Source organism: Agrobacterium sp. LMR679 (assembly GCF_027157905.1).
GTDB lineage: Bacteria > Pseudomonadota > Alphaproteobacteria > Rhizobiales > Rhizobiaceae > Agrobacterium > Agrobacterium leguminum.
This window is the reverse complement of sequence record NZ_JAPVOJ010000002.1, coordinates 2,683,895-2,704,571: the sequence shown is the minus strand read 5'-3', so window position 1 is coordinate 2,704,571 and position 20,677 is coordinate 2,683,895. Positions and strand designations below refer to the sequence as shown.

Below are 20,677 nucleotides of genomic sequence, written 5' to 3'. Positions count from 1 at the left end.
ATCAAGAAAAAAGCGCCGGAGACGGCGCTTTTTTGTTTGAAGGAAAGGCCTGCCCAATTTGTTTGGTGCTGGAGTCCGCCTGCTACATTTGGCGTCAACGGCAACACCGTACTCCGTCACCCCGGACTTGATCCGGGGTCCAGCGCGATCAAGTCCTTGATCGCAAAAGAAGTCTTTTCACGGCGCAGACGCGCCGTAGCTGGATGCCGGATCTAGTCCGGCATGACGGAGGAGAGGTTGTTCAGCTCTCATTGACGTCGGAATCGCCGTTCCCTGGCGCTTTACTTGTCTGGTCCAGCCTCTCAGGCGGCGGCTGCACCCTTCGCAACCAGTTCTTCGAACAGCGCCGGCGTCAATTCACTGAAATCGTCGATCACGACATCCGGTTCGAGTTCAGCCATCGGCACATCCGAATAACCGAACGTGACGCCAATCGACGGCACGGCGGCGTTCTTTGCCGCGAGAATGTCGTTGATGCTGTCGCCGACCATGATGGAGCGCTGGACGTCGCCGCCGGCTTTTTCGATGGTGCCGAGAATATGGCGGGCGTCCGGCTTGCGGAAGGAGAAGGTGTCGCCACAGGTAATGGCGGCAAAATAGCGTGTCAGACCGAGTTCTTCGAGCAGCGGCAGAGCGAGGATTTCAGTCTTGTTGGTGCAGACGGCAAGCGTGATGCCGGCTTCCGAGAGCGCATCCAACGCGTTGATGATGCCGGGATAAGGGCGGCTTTCGCCGGGCATTTCGGCGCGGTAATGGGTGATGAAGCGCTCATAGAGCGGCTCGATTTCGGCTTCCGGCAGTTCCGTCTCGCGAAGCGCGAAGGCCCGCTTGATCATGACCCGCGCGCCCTGGCCGACGAGGTGAGTCAGGTCGTCATAGGTGACGGGAGCAAGCCCGGCTGCGGCAATGGTGTGGTTGAGGCTCGAGACCAGGTCGGCAGCGGTATCGACCAGCGTGCCGTCGAGATCGAAAATGGCGAGCGGGGAGAGCGGGCGGGATGTCACGGGAACTGGCCTCTCGGGAATGCGTGTAACTGATGTATCGGTGCTTTCATTCCCGCCAAGCCTAGGCAAACGGGCCTGTCTTTGCAACCGCGTCACAACGTTCTGTTCGTTGGCTTGAAAAAGGCTTTCGTTTGGCTTTCGACCCGTGTAAACAGCACGGCGACGACAAAGCTACCGGAGTTTCAGGCACATGGATGCCCGCCAGATGAAGATCAAGGCCGCCGAGGCCGCATTGTCCCATGTACAGGATGGGATGCGGCTTGGTATCGGCACGGGTTCGACGGCCGAGGAATTCGTCAGGCTTCTGGCCGAAAAGGTCGCCGCCGGTCTGAAAGTCGAGGGCGTGCCGACATCCGAGCGCACCGCGCGTCTCTGCGTCGAGCTTGGCGTGCCGCTGAAATCGCTGGATGAATTGCCGGAACTGGATCTGACCATTGACGGCGCGGATGAGGTCGATCATGCGCTGCGTCTCGTCAAGGGCGGCGGCGGCGCGCTTCTGCGCGAAAAGATCGTTGCGGCGGCATCCGCCCGCATGATCGTGATCGCCGACCAGAGCAAGGTGGTGGAGACGCTGGGCGCCTTTCCGCTGCCCATCGAAATCAACCCGTTCGGCCAGGTGGCGACGCGTATCGCCATCGAAAAACTGGCGTCGCGTTCCGGGCTTTCCGGCACGCTGACGATGCGTTCGTCGGGCGACGGCGCCTTCATGACGGATGGCGGGCACCTTATCCTCGACGCATCTTTTGGCCGTATTCCTGATGCAGAAGCGCTAGCACGCGAGCTGAACACGTTTCCCGGTGTCGTCGAGCACGGACTTTTCATAAATTTGGCATCGCTTGCCATTATCGCGGGTCCTGAAGGCGCCCGCGTGATGCAGGCAGTATAACAGGAGCGAGATTTTCATGGTCAAACTAGCGGGACTGGGCAAAGCTGCCGCTGCTTCGATCCTCATTTCCGGCATCGTGTTCGGTACTGCCGCACGCGCTCAGGAAATTTCGGAAGCGCATATCGCTGCCGCACGGCAGGCGATCACCTCTCTTGGCGTTACCGACCGTTTCGACGACATTCTGCCGGGTCTGGCGGAGCGTCTGAAGGCCGAACTCATTCAGGCTTCGCCGAACGTTCAGGACGCGATCACCGAGACTGTTGACGCGAAGGCTCTCGAGCTTGCGCCGCGCCGCGCCGATCTGGAGCGCGAAGCAGCGCTCACCTATGCGCGCGCTTTCACCGTCGAAGAGCTGAACGCCATTTCCACCTTCTACAGCAGCGAAGCCGGCAAGAAGCTCCTGAAGGACGGCCCGATCGCCACGCGCGAACTGATGAAGGCTGCCGACATCTGGGCCGCCGGCATCAACCGCGACCTCAACGCTTCCAGCATGTCGGAACTGCAGAAGGTTGCTGGCGCGGACCTGAAGCCGCTTCCGGCCGATCAGAACGCCACAGGTGGCGCTCCGGCTGCTCCCAAGCCCTGATTGGGTGAACGGACAATTCAGAAATATTCAAAGCCCGGCCGCAAGACCGGGCTTTTCATTTGTGCGTCGCAGCACCTATATGTGGCGTGAATGCACCGCCGCCCGTCTTGAGGCTGGACGGCGGTTTTGATCAGGGGTTTTGACTATGACAGCTTATGACTACGATCTTTTCGTCATCGGTGGCGGTTCCGGCGGCGTGCGCAGCGGCCGCGTGGCCGCCTCGCTCGGCAAGCGCGTGGCAATCGCCGAGGAATATCGTTATGGCGGAACCTGCGTCATCCGCGGTTGCGTGCCGAAGAAGCTGTTCGTTTATGCCTCGCAATTCCCTGAGCATTTCGAGGATTCGGAAGGATTCGGCTGGAGCGTCGGCGAGCGCAGCTTCGACTGGAAGAAGCTGATCGCCGCCAAGGACAAGGAAATCACCCGGCTCGAAGGGCTCTACCGCAAGGGTCTGGAAAACGCCAAGGCCGATATTTTCGACAGCCGGGCGGAACTGATCGACGCCCATACCGTGAAGCTGACGAAAACCGGCAAGACCTTCACGGCCGAGCGTATCGTGATTGCCGTTGGCGGCACGCCGAACGAGCACAAGGCGCTGCCCGGTCATGAGCTAACGATCTCGTCCAACGAGGCTTTCGACCTGGAAGAACTGCCGAAATCGATCCTGATCGCTGGCGGCGGTTATATCGCTGTGGAATTCGCCAATATCTTCCATGGGCTCGGTGTCGAAACGACCCTGATCTATCGCGGCAAGGAAATCCTCTCGCGGTTCGATCAGGACATGCGCAAAGGCCTGCATGAAGCGATGGAGGCCAAGGGCATCCGCATCATTCTCGAAGATATCATCGAGGAAGTCAGCAAGGATGGTACCGGTGGCTTCGTGGCCCGCACCAAGCAGGGCGCCTCGCTGCATGTCGGCCTGGTCATGCTGGCGCTGGGCCGCGATCCGAACACCAAGGGTCTGGGTCTGGAAAATGCCGGTGTGAAGGTGGATGCGCGCGGTGCGATCGTCGTCGACGATTATTCGCGCACGAATGTGCCGAACATCTTCGCGCTGGGCGACGTCACCGATCGGGTACAGCTGACGCCGGTGGCGATCCATGAGGCCATGTGCTTCATCGAAACCGAATACAAGAACAACCCGACCAAGCCGGATCACGAACTGATCGCAACGGCGGTGTTCTCGCAGCCTGAAATCGGCACTGTCGGTCTTTCGGAAGAGGAGGCCGGCAAGAAATATCCGGAACTGGAAGTCTATCGCGCCCAGTTCCGGCCGATGAAGGCGACGCTTTCCGGCCGTCAGGAAAAGACGATCATGAAGCTGATCGTCAATGCCGCCGACCGCAAGGTCCTGGGCGTGCATATTCTCGGCCATGAGGCGGGCGAGATGGCGCAGCTTCTCGGCATCACGCTGAAAGCCGGCTGCACCAAGGATGATTTCGACCGCACCATGGCGGTTCATCCCACAGCTGCCGAAGAGCTGGTGACGATGTATTCGCCGAGCTATCGCGTCGTGAATGGCGAGCGTGTGTAACGCCGGTACGGGCGTGATATAATCGCCGCCCACATCAGCCTGCCGCCCTTTGAAAGCGAAGTTTTCGAATGGCGGCGGGGTTGTTAAATCGTTTGAATTGACTTTTGTGCGTCTGGAGCGCTCAAAACGGGCAGAATGAGCCGGATGGCTCAGGGATTGGCTATGCAAAGCCGATGCTTGGAGCTATAAGCCGCTCAATTTTTCGAGGCGGCCGCGCGACGTCGCGCGGGCGAGAAAAGGGTGAGAACATGGCACAGAATTGGACCCCCGGCAGCTGGCGGCAGAAACCGATCCAGCAGGTTCCCGAATACCCGGATGCGGCAGCGCTTGCGGCAACGGAAGCCACGCTTGCGACTTATCCGCCCCTGGTCTTTGCCGGTGAGGCACGCCGCCTGAAGAAGCAGCTCGCCAATGTGGCGGAAGGCAACGCCTTCCTGCTGCAGGGCGGCGATTGCGCCGAAAGCTTCGCCGAACATGGCGCGGATAATATCCGCGACTTCTTCCGCGCGTTCCTGCAGATGGCCGTTGTGCTCACCTATGGCGCGCAGCTGCCCGTCGTGAAGGTCGGCCGCATTGCCGGTCAGTTCGCCAAGCCGCGCTCTTCCAACGTGGAAGTGCTCGATGGCGTGACGCTGCCGTCTTACCGCGGCGACATCATCAACGGTATCGAATTCAACGAAGGTTCGCGCATACCGAGCCCGGAGCGCCAGCTCGACGCTTATCGCCAGTCGGCCGCGACGCTGAACCTGCTGCGCGCTTTTGCGATGGGTGGTTACGCCAACCTTGAAAACGTTCACCAGTGGATGCTCGGCTTCATCAAGGACAGCCCGCAGGCGGATCGCTACCGCAAGCTGGCCGACCGGATTTCCGAAACCATGGACTTCATGAAGGCGATCGGCATCAGCGCGGACAATAATCCGAGCCTGCGCGAAACCGATTTCTTCACCAGCCATGAGGCTCTGCTGCTTGGCTACGAAGAGGCGCTGACCCGCATCGATTCCACCTCCGGTGACTGGTACGCGACGTCCGGCCACATGATCTGGATCGGTGACCGCACGCGCCAGCTCGACCATGCGCATGTGGAATATTTCCGTGGCATCAAGAACCCGATCGGCCTGAAATGCGGCCCGTCGCTGACGCCCGACAATCTGATCGAGCTGATCGATGCGCTGAACCCGGCAAACGAGGCCGGTCGCCTGACGCTGATTTGCCGTTTTGGCCATGACAAGGTGGCGGACAGCCTGCCGAAGCTCATTCGCGCTGTTGAGAAGGAAGGCCGCAAGGTCGTCTGGTCCTGCGATCCGATGCATGGCAACACGATCACGCTCAACCACTACAAGACACGTCCTTTCGAGCGCATCCTGTCGGAAGTCGAAAGCTTCTTCCAGATCCACCGCGCCGAAGGCACGCATCCGGGCGGCATCCATATCGAGATGACCGGCAAGGATGTGACGGAATGCACGGGTGGCGCGCGCGCGGTGACGGCGGATTCGCTGTCCGACCGTTACCACACCCATTGCGATCCGCGCCTCAATGCCGATCAGGCGCTGGAACTGGCGTTCCTGCTGTCCGAGCGCATGAAGAGCGGCCGCGATGAGAAGCGTCTGGCAATCGCCAACGCGTGATATGAAGCCTTAAACAAAAAAGCCGCCGGGAGACCTTCCGGCGGCTTTTTCATGCGCGGTGCTGAATTATTGCACCAGCGCCGGCTGCTGGCAGCGGACATCCGTGACCCGCACATCGGCTTCGCCGATCTTGACGCCGAGAACCAGAAGCACGTTGTAGAGCAGCTGATCGACCGGAGCGGTGACTGCCGCAAGCGTGTTGGCAAGCGCCGACTGAATGCCCGCCAGACCTCCCAAATCCAGGTTGAGGAAGAGAAGCCTGATATCGAGATTGAGGTTCTTCAGCAGTGAACTGACAAGAGTGGTGACGGTGTCCTTGGTGGAGACACTCTTGATCTTGGCCTGGGTAATGTCGGACTGCGTGAAGGTCAGCTTGGTCTTGGTCATATTGGTGGCGTTGATGAGGGCGCTGCCATTGATGGCGAGCAGCGCCGAATCCACGATTGCGGCCTTGGTGACGCGCGGGTCCCTGCCGAAATTGGCAAAGGCCGTGGTATCGACATTGCCAAGGGCGATTTCGACGACGCCGGGAACGACCTCGACATCGACGGTGCCCTGTCCGCCGCCCGTGCAACGAATATCGGCAAGCCGTGCTTCGGCATGGGCGACTTCCACATAAAGCGGGAGGTTGACCTTGAGGCCGGCAATGGCCTGAAGCCCGTCCACCACGACACTGACCGCAAGACGGGTCTGTGCGGTGCGCACCACGGTGCCCTGACCGCCAACGGCGAGCGACGGCGTTTCGACCGGCGGTTCACCGATGGCGAGCGTTGCCTTGACCGAGGCGAGGCCGAGAAGATTGGCGTTGATATTAAGCCCTAGCTGGTTGCCGCCATTGCCCGCCACGGCGGCGGCATTGATGAGATCGAAGACGCCGGCGGTGACCTTGAGGTTTTCGCCCGTACCGATCAGCTTGTCCGAGAACGGACCGAGATTGAGGATTTCCTCCAGCTTGATCTTGACGTTGCTCTTGTTGACGGTTTTTTGCAGCGTATTCAAAATGTTGACGACCGCCGGCTGCAACCCCGTGGTTTTCGTCAGCACGTCGAGGAATTTGCCGTAGCTGATTTCCGTCTTCAGAACATCCTTATAGGTGCCGGCGGTGAGGTTGAGATCGATGGCCAGCGCCTCGACGATCTTCAGCGCATTGACATCGGCGGCGAGAAGCGCCTGATAATCCATGAGTTTCAATGAAACCGTGGTGCCGAGCAGACCGCCGAGCAGGCTGTTGAGAATTCCCTCATCGAGGCTGGCGAGGCGCGATCCCACCGAAAATGCCGCGATCCTTTGGGACGAGGCCGTTCCGACCGCCGAGACCTTTGGCGGCTTGGTGAAGGCGGAAGCGAAGAATATCTGGCCCTGTTCGACGATGTTCACCTTTATCGCATTGGTGGGCAGGGCGTTATCGACGAAACGTTGGCCGACCGGGACTGTCGCATCCGGCTCGTAGTGTCCCTTGATGACTTCGGCGTAACCCTTGCTGTTGGCGAATTCATTCAGCGGGTCGAAGGGTTGCAGGCCCTTTTCGGTCAAAAGTCCCTGGGCCGTCCTGACACCGAGATCCATGCCATTGAGGGCGAAATATTGCTGGACCGCCTTTTCGGCGTCCGTGGCGTTGGCTGCCGCCGATATGGCCGCGAGATCGGCGGTCTGTTGCAATTGCCGTTTCTGCAATGTCAGATAACCGTAATCGACGCCGAGCGCCAATATGCCGATGAAGAGCGGTGCGGTGAGCCCCGCCGAAATGGCGATGTTGCCCGTTTTATCCTTGAGGAAGCGGGGAAGCAGGGAATGAATATCTCGCATGTCATGCTCCTCCGATCCGGATGGTGGAAAAACGCCGGATGACCGGCTCGGGCAGGGTGTAGCTGTAGAGGCTCCAGATCGGCAGATCGCGGGCGTCATATTCGACCTTCACCGTGAACTGGTTGGCATTGGCGGGATCGGTGGCGACATCGACGGTGAAGCGGCTCTTGTCCATGAAGGCGTAGCTGAGGTCGCTTTTGGTGACGAAATCCCGGGCAAGCTGCTGGCGCTCGGTCGTATTGAGGCCGGCAACCGCCGTCCGCGCCGCGTCGGCGGCGATCTGCTGCACCGAATAGGCCGCCATCAGATAAATGCCGTAGGCGATCATGGTGAGCAGGACGAGAAAGAATATCGGTGCGACGATGGCGAACTCGACAGCAGACGAGCCAGATCTATCGCGAAAGAAACGCACTCCATTAAACATAAAGCACCCCCGTTCCTTCAGGCATCAAGGTTCGATGCCTTGATTTATTATTTTCGGAAATGCTAATTTATAGGTGTTAATTTTGTGTTGATGCCGCTCCCATGGGTTGCAGCTCTTCTTAAGCTTTCGCGTCTACTTCAGATCAGCCGAAGGCCTTTGAAACTGGCGTGACCGTCCTTGCCGATGATGATGTGATCATGGACGGTGATGCCGAGCGGCTTTGCCGTATCGATGATTGTCTTGGTCATCTCGATATCCGCGCGCGAAGGGGTTGGGTCTCCACTTGGATGATTGTGGATTAAAATCAAGGCAGTAGATGAAAGTTCAAGGGCGCGGCGCACGACCTCGCGGGGGTAGACCGGCGTATGATCCACGGTTCCCTGACCCTGCACCTCATCGGCGATCAGGACGTTGCGCTTGTCAAGGAACAGGACGCGGAACTGTTCGCGCGTTTCATGGGCCATGGCGGCGTGGCAATAATCGATGACCGAGGACCAGGAGCCGAGCACCTGCTTGTTGCGGATTTCGCTTTTCAGCATGCGCTGGGAAACGGAGGCGACGAGCTTCAGATCGAGCGCCACGGTTTCGCCCACGCCCTTCACCTCCTGCAACAACGGTAAGGGCGCGCCGAGCACGCTGCCAAGCGTTCCGAAACGGGCAATGAGAGCCTTGGCGATGGGTTTGGTATCGCGCCTCGGGATCAGCCGGAAGAGAAGAAGCTCCAGCAATTCGTAATCGGCGAGCGCCGCGTCGCCGCCATCGCGATAACGCGCCCGCAGCCGGTCGCGATGTCCATGATAATGGGCGGCATCCGTTTCCTGTTCGACGATGGCTGCCGGCCTTTTCGCGCCGCTCCGCGATTCGGCGAAAAAACCGCGCTCATCCGCTCCGTTGAACAGATCGCCTTCGCCCGCCTGAAAGCCGGGAGTTGTGGAAAGATCGGCGGAAGGCGGGGCGGAGCGTTTTGCCATAGGCGGGTCTGGCCTTATGCGGGGGGAAGCGGCGGCAGGCCCGGACGGTCGAAGCCGCCGGGCGACAGTGTGAAGATTTCGCAGCCCGTGGCAGTAACGCCGACGGCATGTTCATATTGCGCGGAGAGCGACCGGTCGCGCGTTACCGCCGTCCAGCCGTCGGAAAGCACCTTCACATGCGGTTTGCCGAGATTGATCATCGGCTCGATGGTGAAGATCATGCCCTCGCGGATTTCCGGCCCTTCGTCCGGGCGGCCGTAATGCAGGATGTTCGGCGTGTCGTGGAACAGGCGTCCGACGCCATGGCCGCAGAAATCGCGCACGACAGAGCAGCGCTCCGCTTCCGCATAGGCCTGGATCGCCGCGCCGATTGCGCCGGTGCGCACGCCGGGCTTCACCGCCGCGATGCCGCGCAGCAGGCATTCATAGGTCACTTCCATCAGCCGCTCGGCAGCGCGCTTGATCTGGCCGACCGGATACATGCGGCTCGAATCGCCATGCCAGCCATCCAGCACATAGGTCACGTCGATATTGACGATATCGCCATCGCGCAGCGGCTTTTCATCCGGAATGCCGTGGCAGACAACGTGGTTGATCGAGGTGCAGACGGATTTGGTATAACCGCGATAATTCAGCGTCGCCGGCAGCGCGCCGTGGTCGGCGCCGAATTCGAAGACGAAACGGTCGATGGCGTCCGTCGTCACGCCCGGCTTGACGATTGCGGCGAGTTCGTCGAGGCAGCGCGCCGTCAGCTGGCACGCCTTGCGCATCCCGTCGAAGTCCTCAGGGGTATAGAGGCGGATGACGCCGGTATTCTTGAGGGGGGCGGAGGCTGCGTCGATATAGGTGACCATCTTGGTGCTTTCTGTCTCTTTACGTCCCTGTTCATAAAACAGCCGGACGCCATTCGTCCATCTTAACCGTTCCGCTGACCGAAATTTGTGTCGGGGAAACCGCGCATTTCACCGCATAGGCCTCCACGCCGCGCGCCATCGCCCGCTGAAACGCCAGCGCATAGACGGGATCGAGATCGTCGCAGATGCGCATGCGGTCGCAATCGTCGCGCTGGATGAGATAGAGCATCACCGAACGGTAACCTGCTTCCGCAGCGTCACCCAGCTCCTCCAGATGTTTCGCACCGCGTTTGGTGGCGGTATCGGGAAATTCGGCGAGGCCTTGTTCGCGCATGAAATGCACGTTCTTCACTTCCACATAGGCATCCGGCCGGCCGGGTTGCGACAGCAGGAAGTCGATACGCGAATTGCGGCCATATTTCTGTTCGCGCCGGATCGTCGAATAGCCGCCGAGTTCGGGGATGCGGCCGGTGAGGATCGCTTCTTCCGCCAGCCGGTTGGGCATGCCGGTATTGATGCCGACCGTGGTGCCATCGGCCTCGACCATTTCCAGCATGTGCCGGTACTTGCGGGTGGGGCTGTCATGTTCGGACAGCCATATGCGGGAGCCCGTTGTCGTGAGCCCGCGCATGGAGCCGGTATTGGGGCAGGAGCCGGTGATCGCGGTGCCGTCCTCCAGAACGGCGTCGAACAGGAAACGCTTGTAGCGGGAAATCAGCGTGGCGGGAGTAAGCGGGGGCGTGAAGAACATGTGGCCTGAAAGATGAGAAATGATGGGTGCGGTCAGGAGAGGACATAGGTTCCCGGCGCATCGCCGAGCACGGCGCGCTTGCCGTCTTCCGGTTTTCGCGCCTTCACCTTTTCAGCGCTCTGGCTTGCGATCCAGTTCTGCCAGTGCACCCACCAGGAGCCCTTATGCGGCGTCGCAGTGGCCTGCCAGGCATCGAAGTCTCCGGCCGGTGACGGTCCTGTCCAATATTGGTATTTTTCAAGCTGTGGCGGATTGACGACGCCGGCGATGTGGCCGGAAGCGCCGAGCACGAATTCCACCGGCCCGCCGAACAGTGAAGCACCGGTGAATACCGACTTCGCCGGCGCGATATGGTCGTCGCGGGTGGCGAGATCATAGACAGGTATCTTGATGTCGCCGAGATTGATCCGCTTGCCGGCGACCCGCATCAGCCCGCGGGCGAGATTGTTCTCGAGATAACAATTGCGCAGATAGAAGGAATGGCTGGCGGCCGTCACCCGGGTCGAATCGGAGTTCCAGTAGAGCAGGTCGAAGGGCAGGGGCTCGGTGCCGCGCAGGTAATTGTCGACAACATAGGGCCAGATGAGATCGGAGGCGCGCAGCATGTTGAAGACGGTCGCCATGATCGAGCCGTCGAGATAACCGACCGCCTGCATGTGCTTGTCCAGCGCCGCAAGCTGGCCTTCGTCGATGAAGACCTTGAGATCGCCGGCATGGATGAAATCGGTCTGGGCGGCCAGCAGCGTGGCGCTGCGGATGCGCTCATCGCCTTGCTGCGCATGCAGCGCCAGCGCCGAGGATAAAAGCGTGCCGCCGACGCAATAACCGATGGCGTTGATTTCCTTTTCGCCGGTTCGCTCCTCGACGGTATCCAGCGCAAAATCGATGCCTTCACGAACGTAATCGTCCCAGCCCTTGTCGGCGAGGCGGGCATCCGGGTTGATCCAGGAGACCATGAAGACGCTGTGTCCCTGCTCGAGGCACCAGCCGACGAAGGATTTCTGCGGGTTGAGATCGAGAATGTAGAATTTGTTGATCCATGGCGGCACGATCAGCAAAGGCCGTTTGAAGGCCTTCTGCGTCGTCGGCGCATAATGGATGATTTCGCAGAGCGGGCTTTTCGCCACCACCTTGCCCGGCGTGACGGCGATATTCTGGCCGATGACGAATTTGCTGTAATCGGTCTGGCGCAGTTTCAGGTGGCCATTGCCGGCGGCGACATCCTCCGCCAGCTGCGCCATGCCCTTGACGAGATTGGCGCCGCTGGAGGCGACCGTTTCGCGGAAAACCTGCGGATTGGTGAAGACGAAATTGGCCGGCGAAAGGGCCTCCGTCACCTGGCGCATGTAAAACAGCGCCTTGGTGCGGGTATGTTCGTCCAGCCCGTCTGCCTCCGTCACCATCCGGTCGGCGAAACCGACGGTGGTCTGGTAGGCCTTCAGGAGAAAATCGAAGAACGGATTGGCCTGCCAGTCGGCATCGGCAAAACGCCTGCTCCTGCGTTCCGCAGGGCCGCTTTCGGCGGGTTTTTCCGGGGCCGAATCGGCATCGCCGGAAAACTGCGCCACCGATTTCGCCCAGAGATCGTAATAGCTGGAAAGCAGATGGGTCTGCGCCTCGAGCGAGCGCTTCGGTTCGGCCATCCAGTATTCGGCGACATCGGAGAGCGTCTTGACGAGATCGGTTACCGGATCGGCGCTGGTCTCAAGGATCTCACCGCGTTCGCGCGGCGCCAGCCATTCGGATGCGGCCTTGCCGAGATTTTCGAGCGCACGGGCGATATTGATCGCGAAGGTTTCCGGGTCGCGGATCAGGTAGGCCTCGGCGGAGCTGGCGTCGAAGCCGGGCGTTTTGCCGCCCTTTTTCTTGCCGCCGCCGTCAACACCTGCCATGCACGATCCTCCACCAAATTTGTGTTTGCACATTCTGCATGAAAACGAATACAAGTTCCACCAGCAAGGGGAGGCCGCAAAGGGCCGAACCGTGGTCGAATTCGATATCGGCAGATATCCTTACAGGCGGAACATGACGATGGGCAAGCACATGGGCACATGGGGAACATATGCGGAAAATGCGGCAAGAATCGCTGTGCTTTCGCTCTCCGGCGCAATGCTCGCCGCCACACTTGCCGCCTGCAAGGCTCCGGAGCCGATCGTCGCGCCCGCCCATATGCGCCGCCCGACGGCCGAAATCGTCGGCCCGCGCCCGGTCAGCGACACTGCGGTGAGCCAGAAGCGCGACACCGGCACCTATCCGACCTTCTCGCAGCCGCTGACGGCCGCAGGCACCCAGATGGGTGAGGATGAGGCATCCACCATGGAATCGAGCCTGTCGCGCCTCGGTGCGGCACGGCGCAACGGCCAGATATCGGAAGCCGAATACAAGCGCCGCGTGGCGGAGCTGCGGGCGCTTGCCGAAAACCAGAAGCCGGTTGCGACGCCTGCCGCCTCGCAATAAATCCCAAATCAATACATGCTATGGCCATCGCGTATGGCAGCTTTGGCGCTATATTTTGCGAAACCGGTTTTGATCGAAATGCGCAATCCAAAAGTGCTTTTAGTTTTTGTAGTTTTGTTGGGCGTTCTGCCTCTTGTCCTGCGCTTACTCGATATAGGGCCGTCGATCTTCCTCGGTATATCGATCTTTGCTCTGAACATTTTAGTTTGCTTGTGGGGTGCGGCCACGCGATATCGTTTAGGGTGGCTAAGTTACGGGGTCGCCTGCGTATTCGCTTTTGTACTGGCCGGCATGTCCAGCCCTCTCTCCCTTGTCCTGTTGCTGCTTGCAGCGAAAGCCTGATTTGCTTCGACGGCTCAGTCTTGCGGGAGGAGCGGCAATCATAACCCCTTCTTTACCCTGCCTCTGAACCTTCCGCTTACCCAAGATGTTAAGCGGATGGATGCGGTTTGCCGCTTATGATGCGGTCATAACAAACAGGCCGCTGAAAAAGCGGGGCACGGGGTGAAATATCATGAAATGCATCGCCGCTTTGCTGGTTCTTGCCGGTTTTGCGCTCGCACCCGCTCAGGCGCGGGCGCCGCATATCAATTTCGGGACGCCTGCACTTCAGGGGCAGTGAAAGGCAAATTCCGTCAGTCGTTGCCGGCGGCGTCGCTCAGCACGTCGAGATCAGGCACGGTGATGTGGCGGTTGTTCTCGATGCGGATAACGCCTTCCTTGCGCAGCTTTGTCATTTGCCGGCTAACCGTTTCGATGGTGAGCCCGAGGAAATCGGCGATATCGGCGCGTGAAAGCGGCAGGTCAAAGCAGGATTTGTCGTCGTTTTCCGGATCGATATGGGTGGCGATCATGTAAAGGAAGCTGGCAACCTTTTCCTGCGCCGATTTGCGGCCCAGCGTCAGCATCCAGTCGCGCGCCTCGTCCAATTCCTTCAGGGACTGGCTGTGGAGCTTGCGTTCCATATCGGGCACTTCGGAAACCATCCGGTCGACGACGCGGCGCGGGAAGAGACAAATCTCCACATCGGTTGCGGCTTCCGCCGTCATCTTGCTTTCCGCCATGAAGGGCCGGCCGAGAAAGTCCGGTGCGAATTGCAGGCCGACGATCTGCTGGCGGCCATCCGACATCATTTTCGACAGCTTCACCACGCCGTTCAGGATATTGCCGTAGGAGGTGACGAGTTCGCCCTGGCCAAGAAGCTCGTTGCCCGCTTCCAGCTTTTTGCGGCTGGAATGGCGGTTGAGGTCGCAAAGCTGCTGCGGCGTCAGCGTGCTGCAAAGACCGCCGTGACGCGCCTCGCAGGAGCGGCAAACAACGGGCTCTTCCGAATTGTGGATGGTCTTCTGCAGCGTGTCCATAAGCCTTTTCCAATGCTGGCTTTTTCGGGACGATTACGACCGTGGGTGTCAAATCCGGTCTCATGCAAGGCTTTCGCCACGTAGCCGTCGCCCCTGCGTCTACTTTAGCAAGAACTTACGGTGCAATTTGATTGAAGTCAAAGTTGCAAACTGTCGCAGCCGTTACTGAAAGAGAGGAAATCGACATTTTCTTGATAAAAGGCAAATCGGGCGATGAATACCGAACTTCTTCACAAATATTCGGGTGCAGTGCCGCGTTACACGAGCTATCCGACCGCGCCGCATTTCCACGAGGGAATCGATAATGGCACCTATCGCCGCTGGCTCGGCGCACTCGGCCACAGGAATCGCCTGTCGCTTTATCTGCATATTCCCTATTGCGACCGGCTGTGCTGGTTCTGCGCCTGCCACACCAAGCACACGCTGAAATACGAACCGATTGCCGTTTATCTTGAAGCACTTAAGCAGGAGATAGAAGCTGTCGGCGCGCTTGTTTCGCCGGATGCGGTGGTGAGCGCCGTGCATTTCGGCGGCGGTTCGCCCACCATGCTGAAGCCGGAGGACATGCGGGACTTGATGGACTGTCTGCGGCGTCATTTCACCTTCGGCCTCGCACCCGAGATCAGCGTCGAAATGGACCCCAACGATCTGGATGACAGCCGCTACGATGCGCTTGCCGCCATCGGCATGTCGCGGGCGAGCCTCGGGGTTCAGGACTTCGATGACAAAGTGCAAAAAACCATCAACCGCATCCAGTCCTTCGAGCAGACGAAATCCGTGGTGGATGCGGTGCGGGCGAGGGGCGTTCATTCGGTCAATTGCGACATTCTTTATGGGTTACCGTTCCAGACCTGCGGGACATTGGAAAAGACGGTGAACCAGATCGTGTCGCTCGACCCCGATCGCATCGCGCTTTTCGGTTATGCGCATGTTCCGTGGATGAAAAAACACCAGTCGCTGATCCCGGAGCACGCCCTGCCGGATATTGCCGAGCGCTACCGCCAGATGACGATGGCGGCGGAGATGCTGAAACAGGCGGGTTACGAGGCCATCGGCATCGATCATTTCGCCAAGCCGACCGATACATTATGTCAGGCCGCCGAAGCCGGCGCCCTGCGGAGGAATTTTCAGGGCTATACGACCGACACGGCCGATGCGTTGATCGGGCTTGGCGCATCATCCATCGGCAGGCTGCCGCAGGGTTATGTGCAGAACATGGTGGCGACGGGGGAATATCAGCGGATGGTGGGCGAGGGCGGCCTTGCCGCCGTCAAGGGCATAGAGTTGTCGCAGGACGACCATCTGCGCTCGCATGTCATCGAAAGGCTGATGTGCGATTTCGCTATCGATCTTTCGCAGTTGCAGCACCGTTTCGGCAAGGTCAGCCATTCCGTGAGAGCCCAGGCGCAGCATTTTGCCGCAAGCGACAGGGACGGTGTGGTGCGGATGGACGCCGATATTTTTGCGGTGACGGAGGCTGGAAAGCCCTTCGTGCGTAACATCGCGGCAATCTTCGACGCCTATCTCGGCAATGGACGCGGCCGTCATTCGGTTGCTGTTTAGGCAACAGTTTTGGGGCAAATTTCAAAGTTACGTCACGAAACCATTGGCTTTTTTGTGCGACTTGCCTATGTGGTGCGTCAGACAGGATAATTCATACGAACGACAATAAGGATTATGGGCGTGACAGCTACATTCGACAAGGTTGCCGACATTATCGCCGAAACCAGCGAAATCGACCGCGAAACCATTACGCCGGAGAGCCACACGATCGACGATCTGGGCATCGACAGCCTCGACTTTCTTGATATCGTTTTCGCGATCGACAAGGAATTCGGCATCAAGATTCCGCTCGAGCAGTGGACGCAGGAAGTCAACGAAGGCAAGGTTTCCACCGAAGAATATTTCGTGCTGAAGAACCTTTGCGCCAAGATCGACGAATTGCGCGCAGCCAAGGGCTGATGTGACAATGCCCGCTTTCAGCGGGCATTTTCTTTTGATGCCGCCTGCGGGCAAACCATGACTAACCGACCAGAGACGGGCCGGACGAATGCTGCTTGAATATTTTCAGATGATCGACAAGGTCGAGGCCGTGGACATGACGACGCGCACGTTGAAGGCGCAGTCTGTCGTTCCCGACAAAAGCCCGGTTTTCGAAGGCCACTTTCCCGGCATGCCGCTGGTTCCGGGCGTGCTTCTGATCGAGACCATGGCGCAGGCGTCCGGCATGCTGGTTCTGGCGTTTTCCGATTTTGCGTCCATGCCGTTCCTGATGTCGGTCGACGGCGCGAAGATGCGGACCTTCGTGGAGCCGGGCGCCGTTCTCGACATCGAGGCGGTGCTGGAGCATGACGGTTCCGGCTTTGCCGTTACCAAGGCGAAGATCACCTCGGATGGCAAGAAGGTCTGCGACGCGCAGCTTAAGCTCAGGACCATGCCCTTCAGCGAAATTCCGCTTGGGCCTATCGTCAAGAAGCGGGCCGAGGAAGTCGGCCTGATGGCGGCGATTGCCGCGGATGCGCAGAAATAAGCGTTTCCGTTCGTTTCGAAGGAGAGCGTTTTTCCCGCCGGCCCGGTTTTTGAGCACGAAAATCGTGGGCTCGCGACGGCGGATCAGGCCTTCACCATTGCCAATCCGCATCGCGCGCTTTATTCCGCAACGCATGAAGTGGTTGTTCGCGACCGCTGTTGGATAGCCGTGACCGTTTCGACGGGGCCGGCTGCAAAGGATGACAGACGATGAAATCTGACAATGATGTGGTGATAACAGGGGTCGGCATCGTGACCTGTCACGGCGTCGGCAGCCAGGCGCATGTGGCGCTTCTTTCCGGAACCGCCGTGCCGGAGCCGGTGGTCGAGACCGAAAAGTTCAAGCCCTATCCGGTCCATCCCATGCCGGAGATCGACTGGTCCGCGCAGATCGCCAAGCGCGGCGACCAGCGCCAGATGGAAAACTGGCAGCGCCTCGGCGTTTTCGCCGCCGGTCTCGCACTCGACGATGCCGGGCTGAAGGAAGATGCCGAAGCCTGCGCCACCATGGACATGATCGTCGCCGCCGGCGGCGGTGAGCGCGACATCAATGTCGATACGCTGATCGTCGACGAAGCGCTGAAGCGCAATGACCGCGAAAAGCTGCTCAATGAGAAGCTGACGACGGAGCTGCGCCCAACGCTGTTTCTCGCCCAGCTTTCCAACCTGATGGCCGGCAATATCTCCATCGTGCACAAGGTCACCGGATCTTCCCGCACCTTCATGGGCGAGGAAGCGGCCGGCATTTCCGCCGTCGAAACCGCATTTCACCGCATCCGCTCCGGCGAATCGAGCCATGCGCTGGTGGGCGGCGCCTTCTCGGCGGAACGTCCCGACATGATCCTGCTGTTCGAAGCCATCGGCGCGCATGCGCAGGGCGGCTGGCAGCCGCTATGGTCGCGCCAAGGCCAGGAAGGCGGCGGCATGGTTTCCGGTTCGCTCGGAGCCTTCCTGGTGCTGGAATCGCGCAAGCACGCCAGCGAGCGCGGCGCGCGCATTTATGCCCGCATCGACGCCATCGAGGGCGACCGCGGCAGCCGCGACGAAGGCAAGATGGAAAAGCGCATGGAGCGGCTGCTTGCCCCCGCCAAGGACAGCGCGGCGACCGTCGTGTTTTCCGGCGCGAGCGGTTATGACGGCGTGACGGCCCGCGAGAAGGACATTCTCGAAAAGGCCCTGCCGAATGCCGTCATTCGCGGTTTTGGCGGCGTCACCGGCCACGGGCTGGAAGCGCAGTTTCCGCTCGGCCTGGCGCTTGCCGCGCTGACGCTTGAAAGCGGCGCGAAGGTGCCTACCTTCGATGCGGCTGAGGAAAAGCCCATGGGCGAGGCGGCCAGCGAAGCCGTCGTCACCACCGTCGGCCATGTGCGCGGCGAAGGTGTCGCCGTTCTGTCCCGCGACGTTTGAGGAGAAAGACCATGACTTCCAATTTCAGGGATCATCTCGGTCGTCCCATCGTCGCCGTCACCGGCATGGGCATCATCACGTCGCTCGGGCAGGGGCTTGCCGATAACTGGGCGGCGCTGACATCGGGCAAATCGGGCATTCACAAGATCACCCGTTTCCCGACCGAGGGGCTTTCGACCCGCATCAGCGGCACGGTGGATTTCATCGATATCCCGGTTCCGAATTCCGTCGAGCGTTCCTATGCCTTCGCCCGCGAAACCACCATCGAGGCGCTGGCGCAGGCCGGTATCTCCGGCGATTTCGACGGCCCGCTGTTTCTCGCAGCGCCGCCTATCGAGCCGGAATGGAGCGCCCGTTTCGAGCTTGCCGACCGGTCTCCGCCGGCCGCCCAGCCGGGCGATGCCTATGAGCGCTTCCTGACGGCCTTCCGCCAGCGTCCCGACCCGGCATTCCAGGAGGCCGCCCTGTTCGGCGCGATTTCCGAGCGTCTTTCCGACCGTTTTGGCACGCGCGGCCTGCCTGTCACGCTGTCTACGGCCTGTGCATCCGGCGCGACCGCGATCCAGCTCGGCGTCGAGGCAATCCGCCAGGGACGCACCGAGCGGGCGCTGACGGTTGCGACCGACGGTTCGGTCAGTGCCGAGGCGCTTATTCGCTTCTCGCTTCTCTCCGCGCTTTCTACCCAGAACGACCCGCCGGAAAAGGCCTCCAAGCCATTCAGCAAGGATCGCGACGGTTTCGTGATCGCCGAAGGTGCTGCGACACTGGTGCTGGAATCGCTGGAAGCCGCCGTTGCACGCGGTGCGAAGGTGCTCGGCATCATCAAGGGTGCGGGCGAGAAGGCTGATAGCTTCCACCGCACGCGGTCTTCGCCCGATGGCGGCCCGGCGATTGCGACGATCCGCGCGGCGCTGGCCGATGCGGGCGTGGCCGAAAGCGATATCGGTTACATCAACGCCCATGGCACTTCGACGCCTGAGAACGACAAGATGGAATATGGCTCCATGCTCGCCGTCTTCGGCGAGGGCCTGAAAGATATTCCACTATCGTCCAACAAGTCGATGATCGGCCATACCCTGACCGCAGCAGGCGCCGTGGAAGCGGTGTTCTCGCTGCAGACCATGCTGACCGGCACGCTGCCGCCGACGATCAACTACAACAATCCCGATCCGACCATCACGCTCGACGTGGTGCCGAATGTGAAGCGGGATGCTCAGGTGAGCGCGGTTCTGTCCAACTCCTTCGGATTTGGCGGGCAGAATGCAAGCCTTGTCATGACGCGGGAACCGGCTTAACCGGTTCCGCCATCAACAGGAGCGTTTCCGCGGCAATTGCGGAAACGCTCTCGCTTCTTTGATTACGCATTCCGGCCGCAAAACCGTTACAGAGGTTTGCTGGAATAGCTTTTAGATAACGCCCCCAGATAAACGCCCCTGGGCGAAGGACTGATATATGCGCGCTCTTCAACTCGTGGACGACCGGAAGCTCGAAAAAGTGGACCTGCCCGAACCGGATGCTCCGGCGCCGGGCGAGGTGACGCTGCGCGTCAAGGCCGTTGCGCTCAACCACATCGACGTGTGGGGCTGGCGCGGCATGGCTTTCGCCAAGCGCAAGATGCCGCTGACCATCGGTGCCGAGGCCTCGGGCGTGGTTGAAGCCATCGGTCCGGGCGTTTCGAACGTGCTGCCCGGCCAGCTCGTTTCGATCTACGGTGCGCGCACCTGCGGGCTGTGCAAGCCGTGTCGCGAAGGCCGTGACAATCTGTGCGAACACGTTCAGGGCGTGCACGGTTTCCATCTCGACGGTTTCGCGCAGGAAAAGATCAATATTCCCGCCCGCCAGCTGGTGCCCGCGCCGCATGGCATTGACGCCGTTGCTGCGGCTCTCGCACCAGTGACCTTCGGCACGGTCGAGCACATGCTGTTCGACAATGCCAAGCTTGAGCCGGGCGAAACCATCCTCATTCATGCCGGCGGTTCCGGCATCGGCACGGCGGCGATCCAGCTTGCCAAGAAGATGGGCTGTACCGTCATCACGACAGTGGGTTCCGACGACAAGATCGAACGGGCGAAGGCGCTGGGCGCCGACCATGTCATCAACTACCGCACCGACCGTTTCGAAGGCGTCGTGCGCAAGCTGACGAAAAAGAAGGGCGTCGACGTGGTGTTCGAACATGTCGGCAAGGACACCTTCGTCGCCTCGATGTTCTCGCTGAAGCGCGGCGGCCGTCTCGTCACCTGCGGTTCCACGTCGGGCGTTTCCACCGAAATCAACCTGATGATGCTGTTCCAGCAGCAGCTGAAACTGCTTGGCTCCTTCGGCTGCCGCATGGAAAACATGGCCAACGCCATGCAGAAGATGGCGCGCGGCATCGTTCATCCCGTCATCGACACCGAAGTGACCTTCGACGATATCGACCGGGCGCTGGAGCGCATGGAGACGCGTCAGGTGTTCGGCAAGATCGTTTTGCGGATGGACTGAA

The 20,677-nt window shown here is 60.2% G+C and carries 20 protein-coding genes; 12 read left to right on the top strand and 8 right to left on the bottom strand.

Translation table 11 applies throughout. The annotated features are described in order from the left end of the window. Positions 1-302: 302 nt before the first annotated feature. Entirely contained in the window at positions 303-1,004 is a 702-nt protein-coding gene (locus O3W47_RS23875) for an HAD family hydrolase (protein ID WP_137451907.1), read from the bottom strand. Positions 1,005-1,194: 190 nt separating this feature from the next. Between O3W47_RS23875 and rpiA the strand changes: the two genes are divergently transcribed. The 4 genes from rpiA to O3W47_RS23855 all read left to right on the top strand — a co-directional run bounded on the left by rpiA (position 1,195) and on the right by O3W47_RS23855 (position 5,635). Beyond that, positions 1,195-1,890 carry a ribose-5-phosphate isomerase RpiA gene (gene rpiA / locus O3W47_RS23870; RefSeq protein WP_269314735.1) on the top strand — a complete coding sequence of 232 codons (696 nt, stop codon included), beginning with the start codon at positions 1,195-1,197 and terminating at the stop codon, positions 1,888-1,890. A 16-nt stretch (positions 1,891-1,906) separates the two neighbouring features. Next, the gene (locus tag O3W47_RS23865) at positions 1,907-2,476 is read left to right on the top strand and encodes a DUF2059 domain-containing protein (RefSeq protein WP_003524811.1); all 570 of its coding nucleotides are present in this window, start codon (positions 1,907-1,909) and stop codon (positions 2,474-2,476) included. Positions 2,477-2,621: 145 nt separating this feature from the next. Continuing rightward, complete coding sequence (gene gor / locus O3W47_RS23860) at positions 2,622-4,010, top strand: glutathione-disulfide reductase (protein ID WP_269314734.1); 1,389 nt, start codon at positions 2,622-2,624, stop codon at positions 4,008-4,010. A 248-nt stretch (positions 4,011-4,258) separates the two neighbouring features. Beyond that, positions 4,259-5,635, top strand: coding sequence for a class II 3-deoxy-7-phosphoheptulonate synthase (locus O3W47_RS23855; RefSeq protein ID WP_137451911.1), 1,377 nt, complete (start codon positions 4,259-4,261; stop codon positions 5,633-5,635). A 66-nt stretch (positions 5,636-5,701) separates the two neighbouring features. Here the strand turns inward: O3W47_RS23855 and O3W47_RS23850 are convergent, their stop codons facing one another. From O3W47_RS23850 to O3W47_RS23825, 6 genes are all read right to left on the bottom strand, one after another. Then, positions 5,702-7,441: a TadG family pilus assembly protein gene (locus tag O3W47_RS23850; protein ID WP_080816944.1), complete on the bottom strand. Its 1,740-nt coding sequence runs from the start codon at positions 7,439-7,441 to the stop codon at positions 5,702-5,704. A 1-nt stretch (position 7,442) separates the two neighbouring features. Continuing rightward, complete coding sequence (locus O3W47_RS23845) at positions 7,443-7,865, bottom strand: TadE/TadG family type IV pilus assembly protein (RefSeq protein WP_003524819.1); 423 nt, start codon at positions 7,863-7,865, stop codon at positions 7,443-7,445. A gap of 137 nt (positions 7,866-8,002) precedes the next feature. Continuing rightward, positions 8,003-8,836 (bottom strand): RadC family protein, encoded by an 834-nt coding sequence (gene radC, locus O3W47_RS23840; RefSeq protein ID WP_269314733.1) that lies wholly within the window; start codon positions 8,834-8,836, stop codon positions 8,003-8,005. A gap of 14 nt (positions 8,837-8,850) precedes the next feature. Next, positions 8,851-9,690, bottom strand: coding sequence for a type I methionyl aminopeptidase (gene map / locus O3W47_RS23835; protein ID WP_003524822.1), 840 nt, complete (start codon positions 9,688-9,690; stop codon positions 8,851-8,853). Between the two features lie 31 nt (positions 9,691-9,721). Continuing rightward, on the bottom strand, positions 9,722-10,441 hold the full coding sequence (gene sfsA / locus O3W47_RS23830; RefSeq protein ID WP_269314732.1) for a DNA/RNA nuclease SfsA: 720 nt from the start codon (positions 10,439-10,441) through the stop codon (positions 9,722-9,724). Positions 10,442-10,473: 32 nt separating this feature from the next. Beyond that, on the bottom strand, positions 10,474-12,333 hold the full coding sequence (locus tag O3W47_RS23825) for a PHA/PHB synthase family protein (protein ID WP_269314731.1): 1,860 nt from the start codon (positions 12,331-12,333) through the stop codon (positions 10,474-10,476). Between the two features lie 91 nt (positions 12,334-12,424). On the opposite strand from O3W47_RS23825, the gene O3W47_RS23820 reads away from it, so the two are divergent. Together O3W47_RS23820 and O3W47_RS23815 are read left to right on the top strand one after the other, a co-directional pair. Beyond that, entirely contained in the window at positions 12,425-12,898 is a 474-nt protein-coding gene (locus tag O3W47_RS23820; protein WP_233283526.1) for a hypothetical protein, read from the top strand. A 33-nt stretch (positions 12,899-12,931) separates the two neighbouring features. Then, complete coding sequence (locus O3W47_RS23815; RefSeq protein WP_080816948.1) at positions 12,932-13,240, top strand: hypothetical protein; 309 nt, start codon at positions 12,932-12,934, stop codon at positions 13,238-13,240. A gap of 293 nt (positions 13,241-13,533) precedes the next feature. Here O3W47_RS23815 and fnrN read toward each other — a convergent pair whose 3' ends face one another. Continuing rightward, positions 13,534-14,259, bottom strand: coding sequence for a transcriptional regulator FnrN (gene fnrN, locus O3W47_RS23810; RefSeq protein WP_269314730.1), 726 nt, complete (start codon positions 14,257-14,259; stop codon positions 13,534-13,536). A 213-nt stretch (positions 14,260-14,472) separates the two neighbouring features. Here fnrN and hemN point away from each other — a divergent pair, with 213 nt between their 5' ends. From hemN to O3W47_RS23780, 6 genes are all read left to right on the top strand, one after another. Further along, entirely contained in the window at positions 14,473-15,822 is a 1,350-nt protein-coding gene (hemN, locus tag O3W47_RS23805) for an oxygen-independent coproporphyrinogen III oxidase (protein ID WP_269314729.1), read from the top strand. Positions 15,823-15,936: 114 nt separating this feature from the next. Next, the gene (locus O3W47_RS23800; RefSeq protein WP_003495848.1) at positions 15,937-16,221 is read left to right on the top strand and encodes an acyl carrier protein; all 285 of its coding nucleotides are present in this window, start codon (positions 15,937-15,939) and stop codon (positions 16,219-16,221) included. 88 nt (positions 16,222-16,309) lie between these two features. Then, positions 16,310-16,789: a 3-hydroxyacyl-ACP dehydratase FabZ family protein gene (locus O3W47_RS23795; RefSeq protein WP_020810293.1), complete on the top strand. Its 480-nt coding sequence runs from the start codon at positions 16,310-16,312 to the stop codon at positions 16,787-16,789. Positions 16,790-16,998: 209 nt separating this feature from the next. Further along, the gene (locus tag O3W47_RS23790; RefSeq protein ID WP_080856386.1) at positions 16,999-18,195 is read left to right on the top strand and encodes a beta-ketoacyl-ACP synthase; all 1,197 of its coding nucleotides are present in this window, start codon (positions 16,999-17,001) and stop codon (positions 18,193-18,195) included. A gap of 11 nt (positions 18,196-18,206) precedes the next feature. Further along, the gene (locus O3W47_RS23785; protein WP_003524844.1) at positions 18,207-19,490 is read left to right on the top strand and encodes a beta-ketoacyl-ACP synthase; all 1,284 of its coding nucleotides are present in this window, start codon (positions 18,207-18,209) and stop codon (positions 19,488-19,490) included. Positions 19,491-19,647: 157 nt separating this feature from the next. Next, positions 19,648-20,676, top strand: coding sequence for a zinc-binding dehydrogenase (locus tag O3W47_RS23780; protein WP_003524845.1), 1,029 nt, complete (start codon positions 19,648-19,650; stop codon positions 20,674-20,676). The last annotated feature ends 1 nt before the right edge of the window (position 20,677 follow it).

Excerpts from the sequence above, each read along its gene's own strand:
- rpiA (WP_269314735.1), top strand. The coding sequence starts at position 1,195 with ATGGATGCCCGCCAGATGAAGATCAAGGCCGCCGAGGCCGCATTGTCC.
- O3W47_RS23865 (WP_003524811.1), top strand. The coding sequence starts at position 1,907 with ATGGTCAAACTAGCGGGACTGGGCAAAGCTGCCGCTGCTTCGATCCTC.
- gor (WP_269314734.1), top strand. The coding sequence starts at position 2,622 with ATGACAGCTTATGACTACGATCTTTTCGTCATCGGTGGCGGTTCCGGC.
- O3W47_RS23855 (WP_137451911.1), top strand. The coding sequence starts at position 4,259 with ATGGCACAGAATTGGACCCCCGGCAGCTGGCGGCAGAAACCGATCCAG.
- O3W47_RS23850 (WP_080816944.1), bottom strand. The coding sequence starts at position 7,441 with ATGCGAGATATTCATTCCCTGCTTCCCCGCTTCCTCAAGGATAAAACG.
- O3W47_RS23845 (WP_003524819.1), bottom strand. The coding sequence starts at position 7,865 with ATGTTTAATGGAGTGCGTTTCTTTCGCGATAGATCTGGCTCGTCTGCT.
- radC (WP_269314733.1), bottom strand. The coding sequence starts at position 8,836 with ATGGCAAAACGCTCCGCCCCGCCTTCCGCCGATCTTTCCACAACTCCC.
- map (WP_003524822.1), bottom strand. The coding sequence starts at position 9,690 with ATGGTCACCTATATCGACGCAGCCTCCGCCCCCCTCAAGAATACCGGC.
- sfsA (WP_269314732.1), bottom strand. The coding sequence starts at position 10,441 with ATGTTCTTCACGCCCCCGCTTACTCCCGCCACGCTGATTTCCCGCTAC.
- O3W47_RS23825 (WP_269314731.1), bottom strand. The coding sequence starts at position 12,333 with ATGGCAGGTGTTGACGGCGGCGGCAAGAAAAAGGGCGGCAAAACGCCC.
- O3W47_RS23815 (WP_080816948.1), top strand. The coding sequence starts at position 12,932 with ATGGCAGCTTTGGCGCTATATTTTGCGAAACCGGTTTTGATCGAAATG.
- fnrN (WP_269314730.1), bottom strand. The coding sequence starts at position 14,259 with ATGGACACGCTGCAGAAGACCATCCACAATTCGGAAGAGCCCGTTGTT.
- hemN (WP_269314729.1), top strand. The coding sequence starts at position 14,473 with ATGAATACCGAACTTCTTCACAAATATTCGGGTGCAGTGCCGCGTTAC.
- O3W47_RS23800 (WP_003495848.1), top strand. The coding sequence starts at position 15,937 with ATGGGCGTGACAGCTACATTCGACAAGGTTGCCGACATTATCGCCGAA.
- O3W47_RS23795 (WP_020810293.1), top strand. The coding sequence starts at position 16,310 with ATGCTGCTTGAATATTTTCAGATGATCGACAAGGTCGAGGCCGTGGAC.
- O3W47_RS23790 (WP_080856386.1), top strand. The coding sequence starts at position 16,999 with ATGAAATCTGACAATGATGTGGTGATAACAGGGGTCGGCATCGTGACC.
- O3W47_RS23785 (WP_003524844.1), top strand. The coding sequence starts at position 18,207 with ATGACTTCCAATTTCAGGGATCATCTCGGTCGTCCCATCGTCGCCGTC.
- O3W47_RS23780 (WP_003524845.1), top strand. The coding sequence starts at position 19,648 with ATGCGCGCTCTTCAACTCGTGGACGACCGGAAGCTCGAAAAAGTGGAC.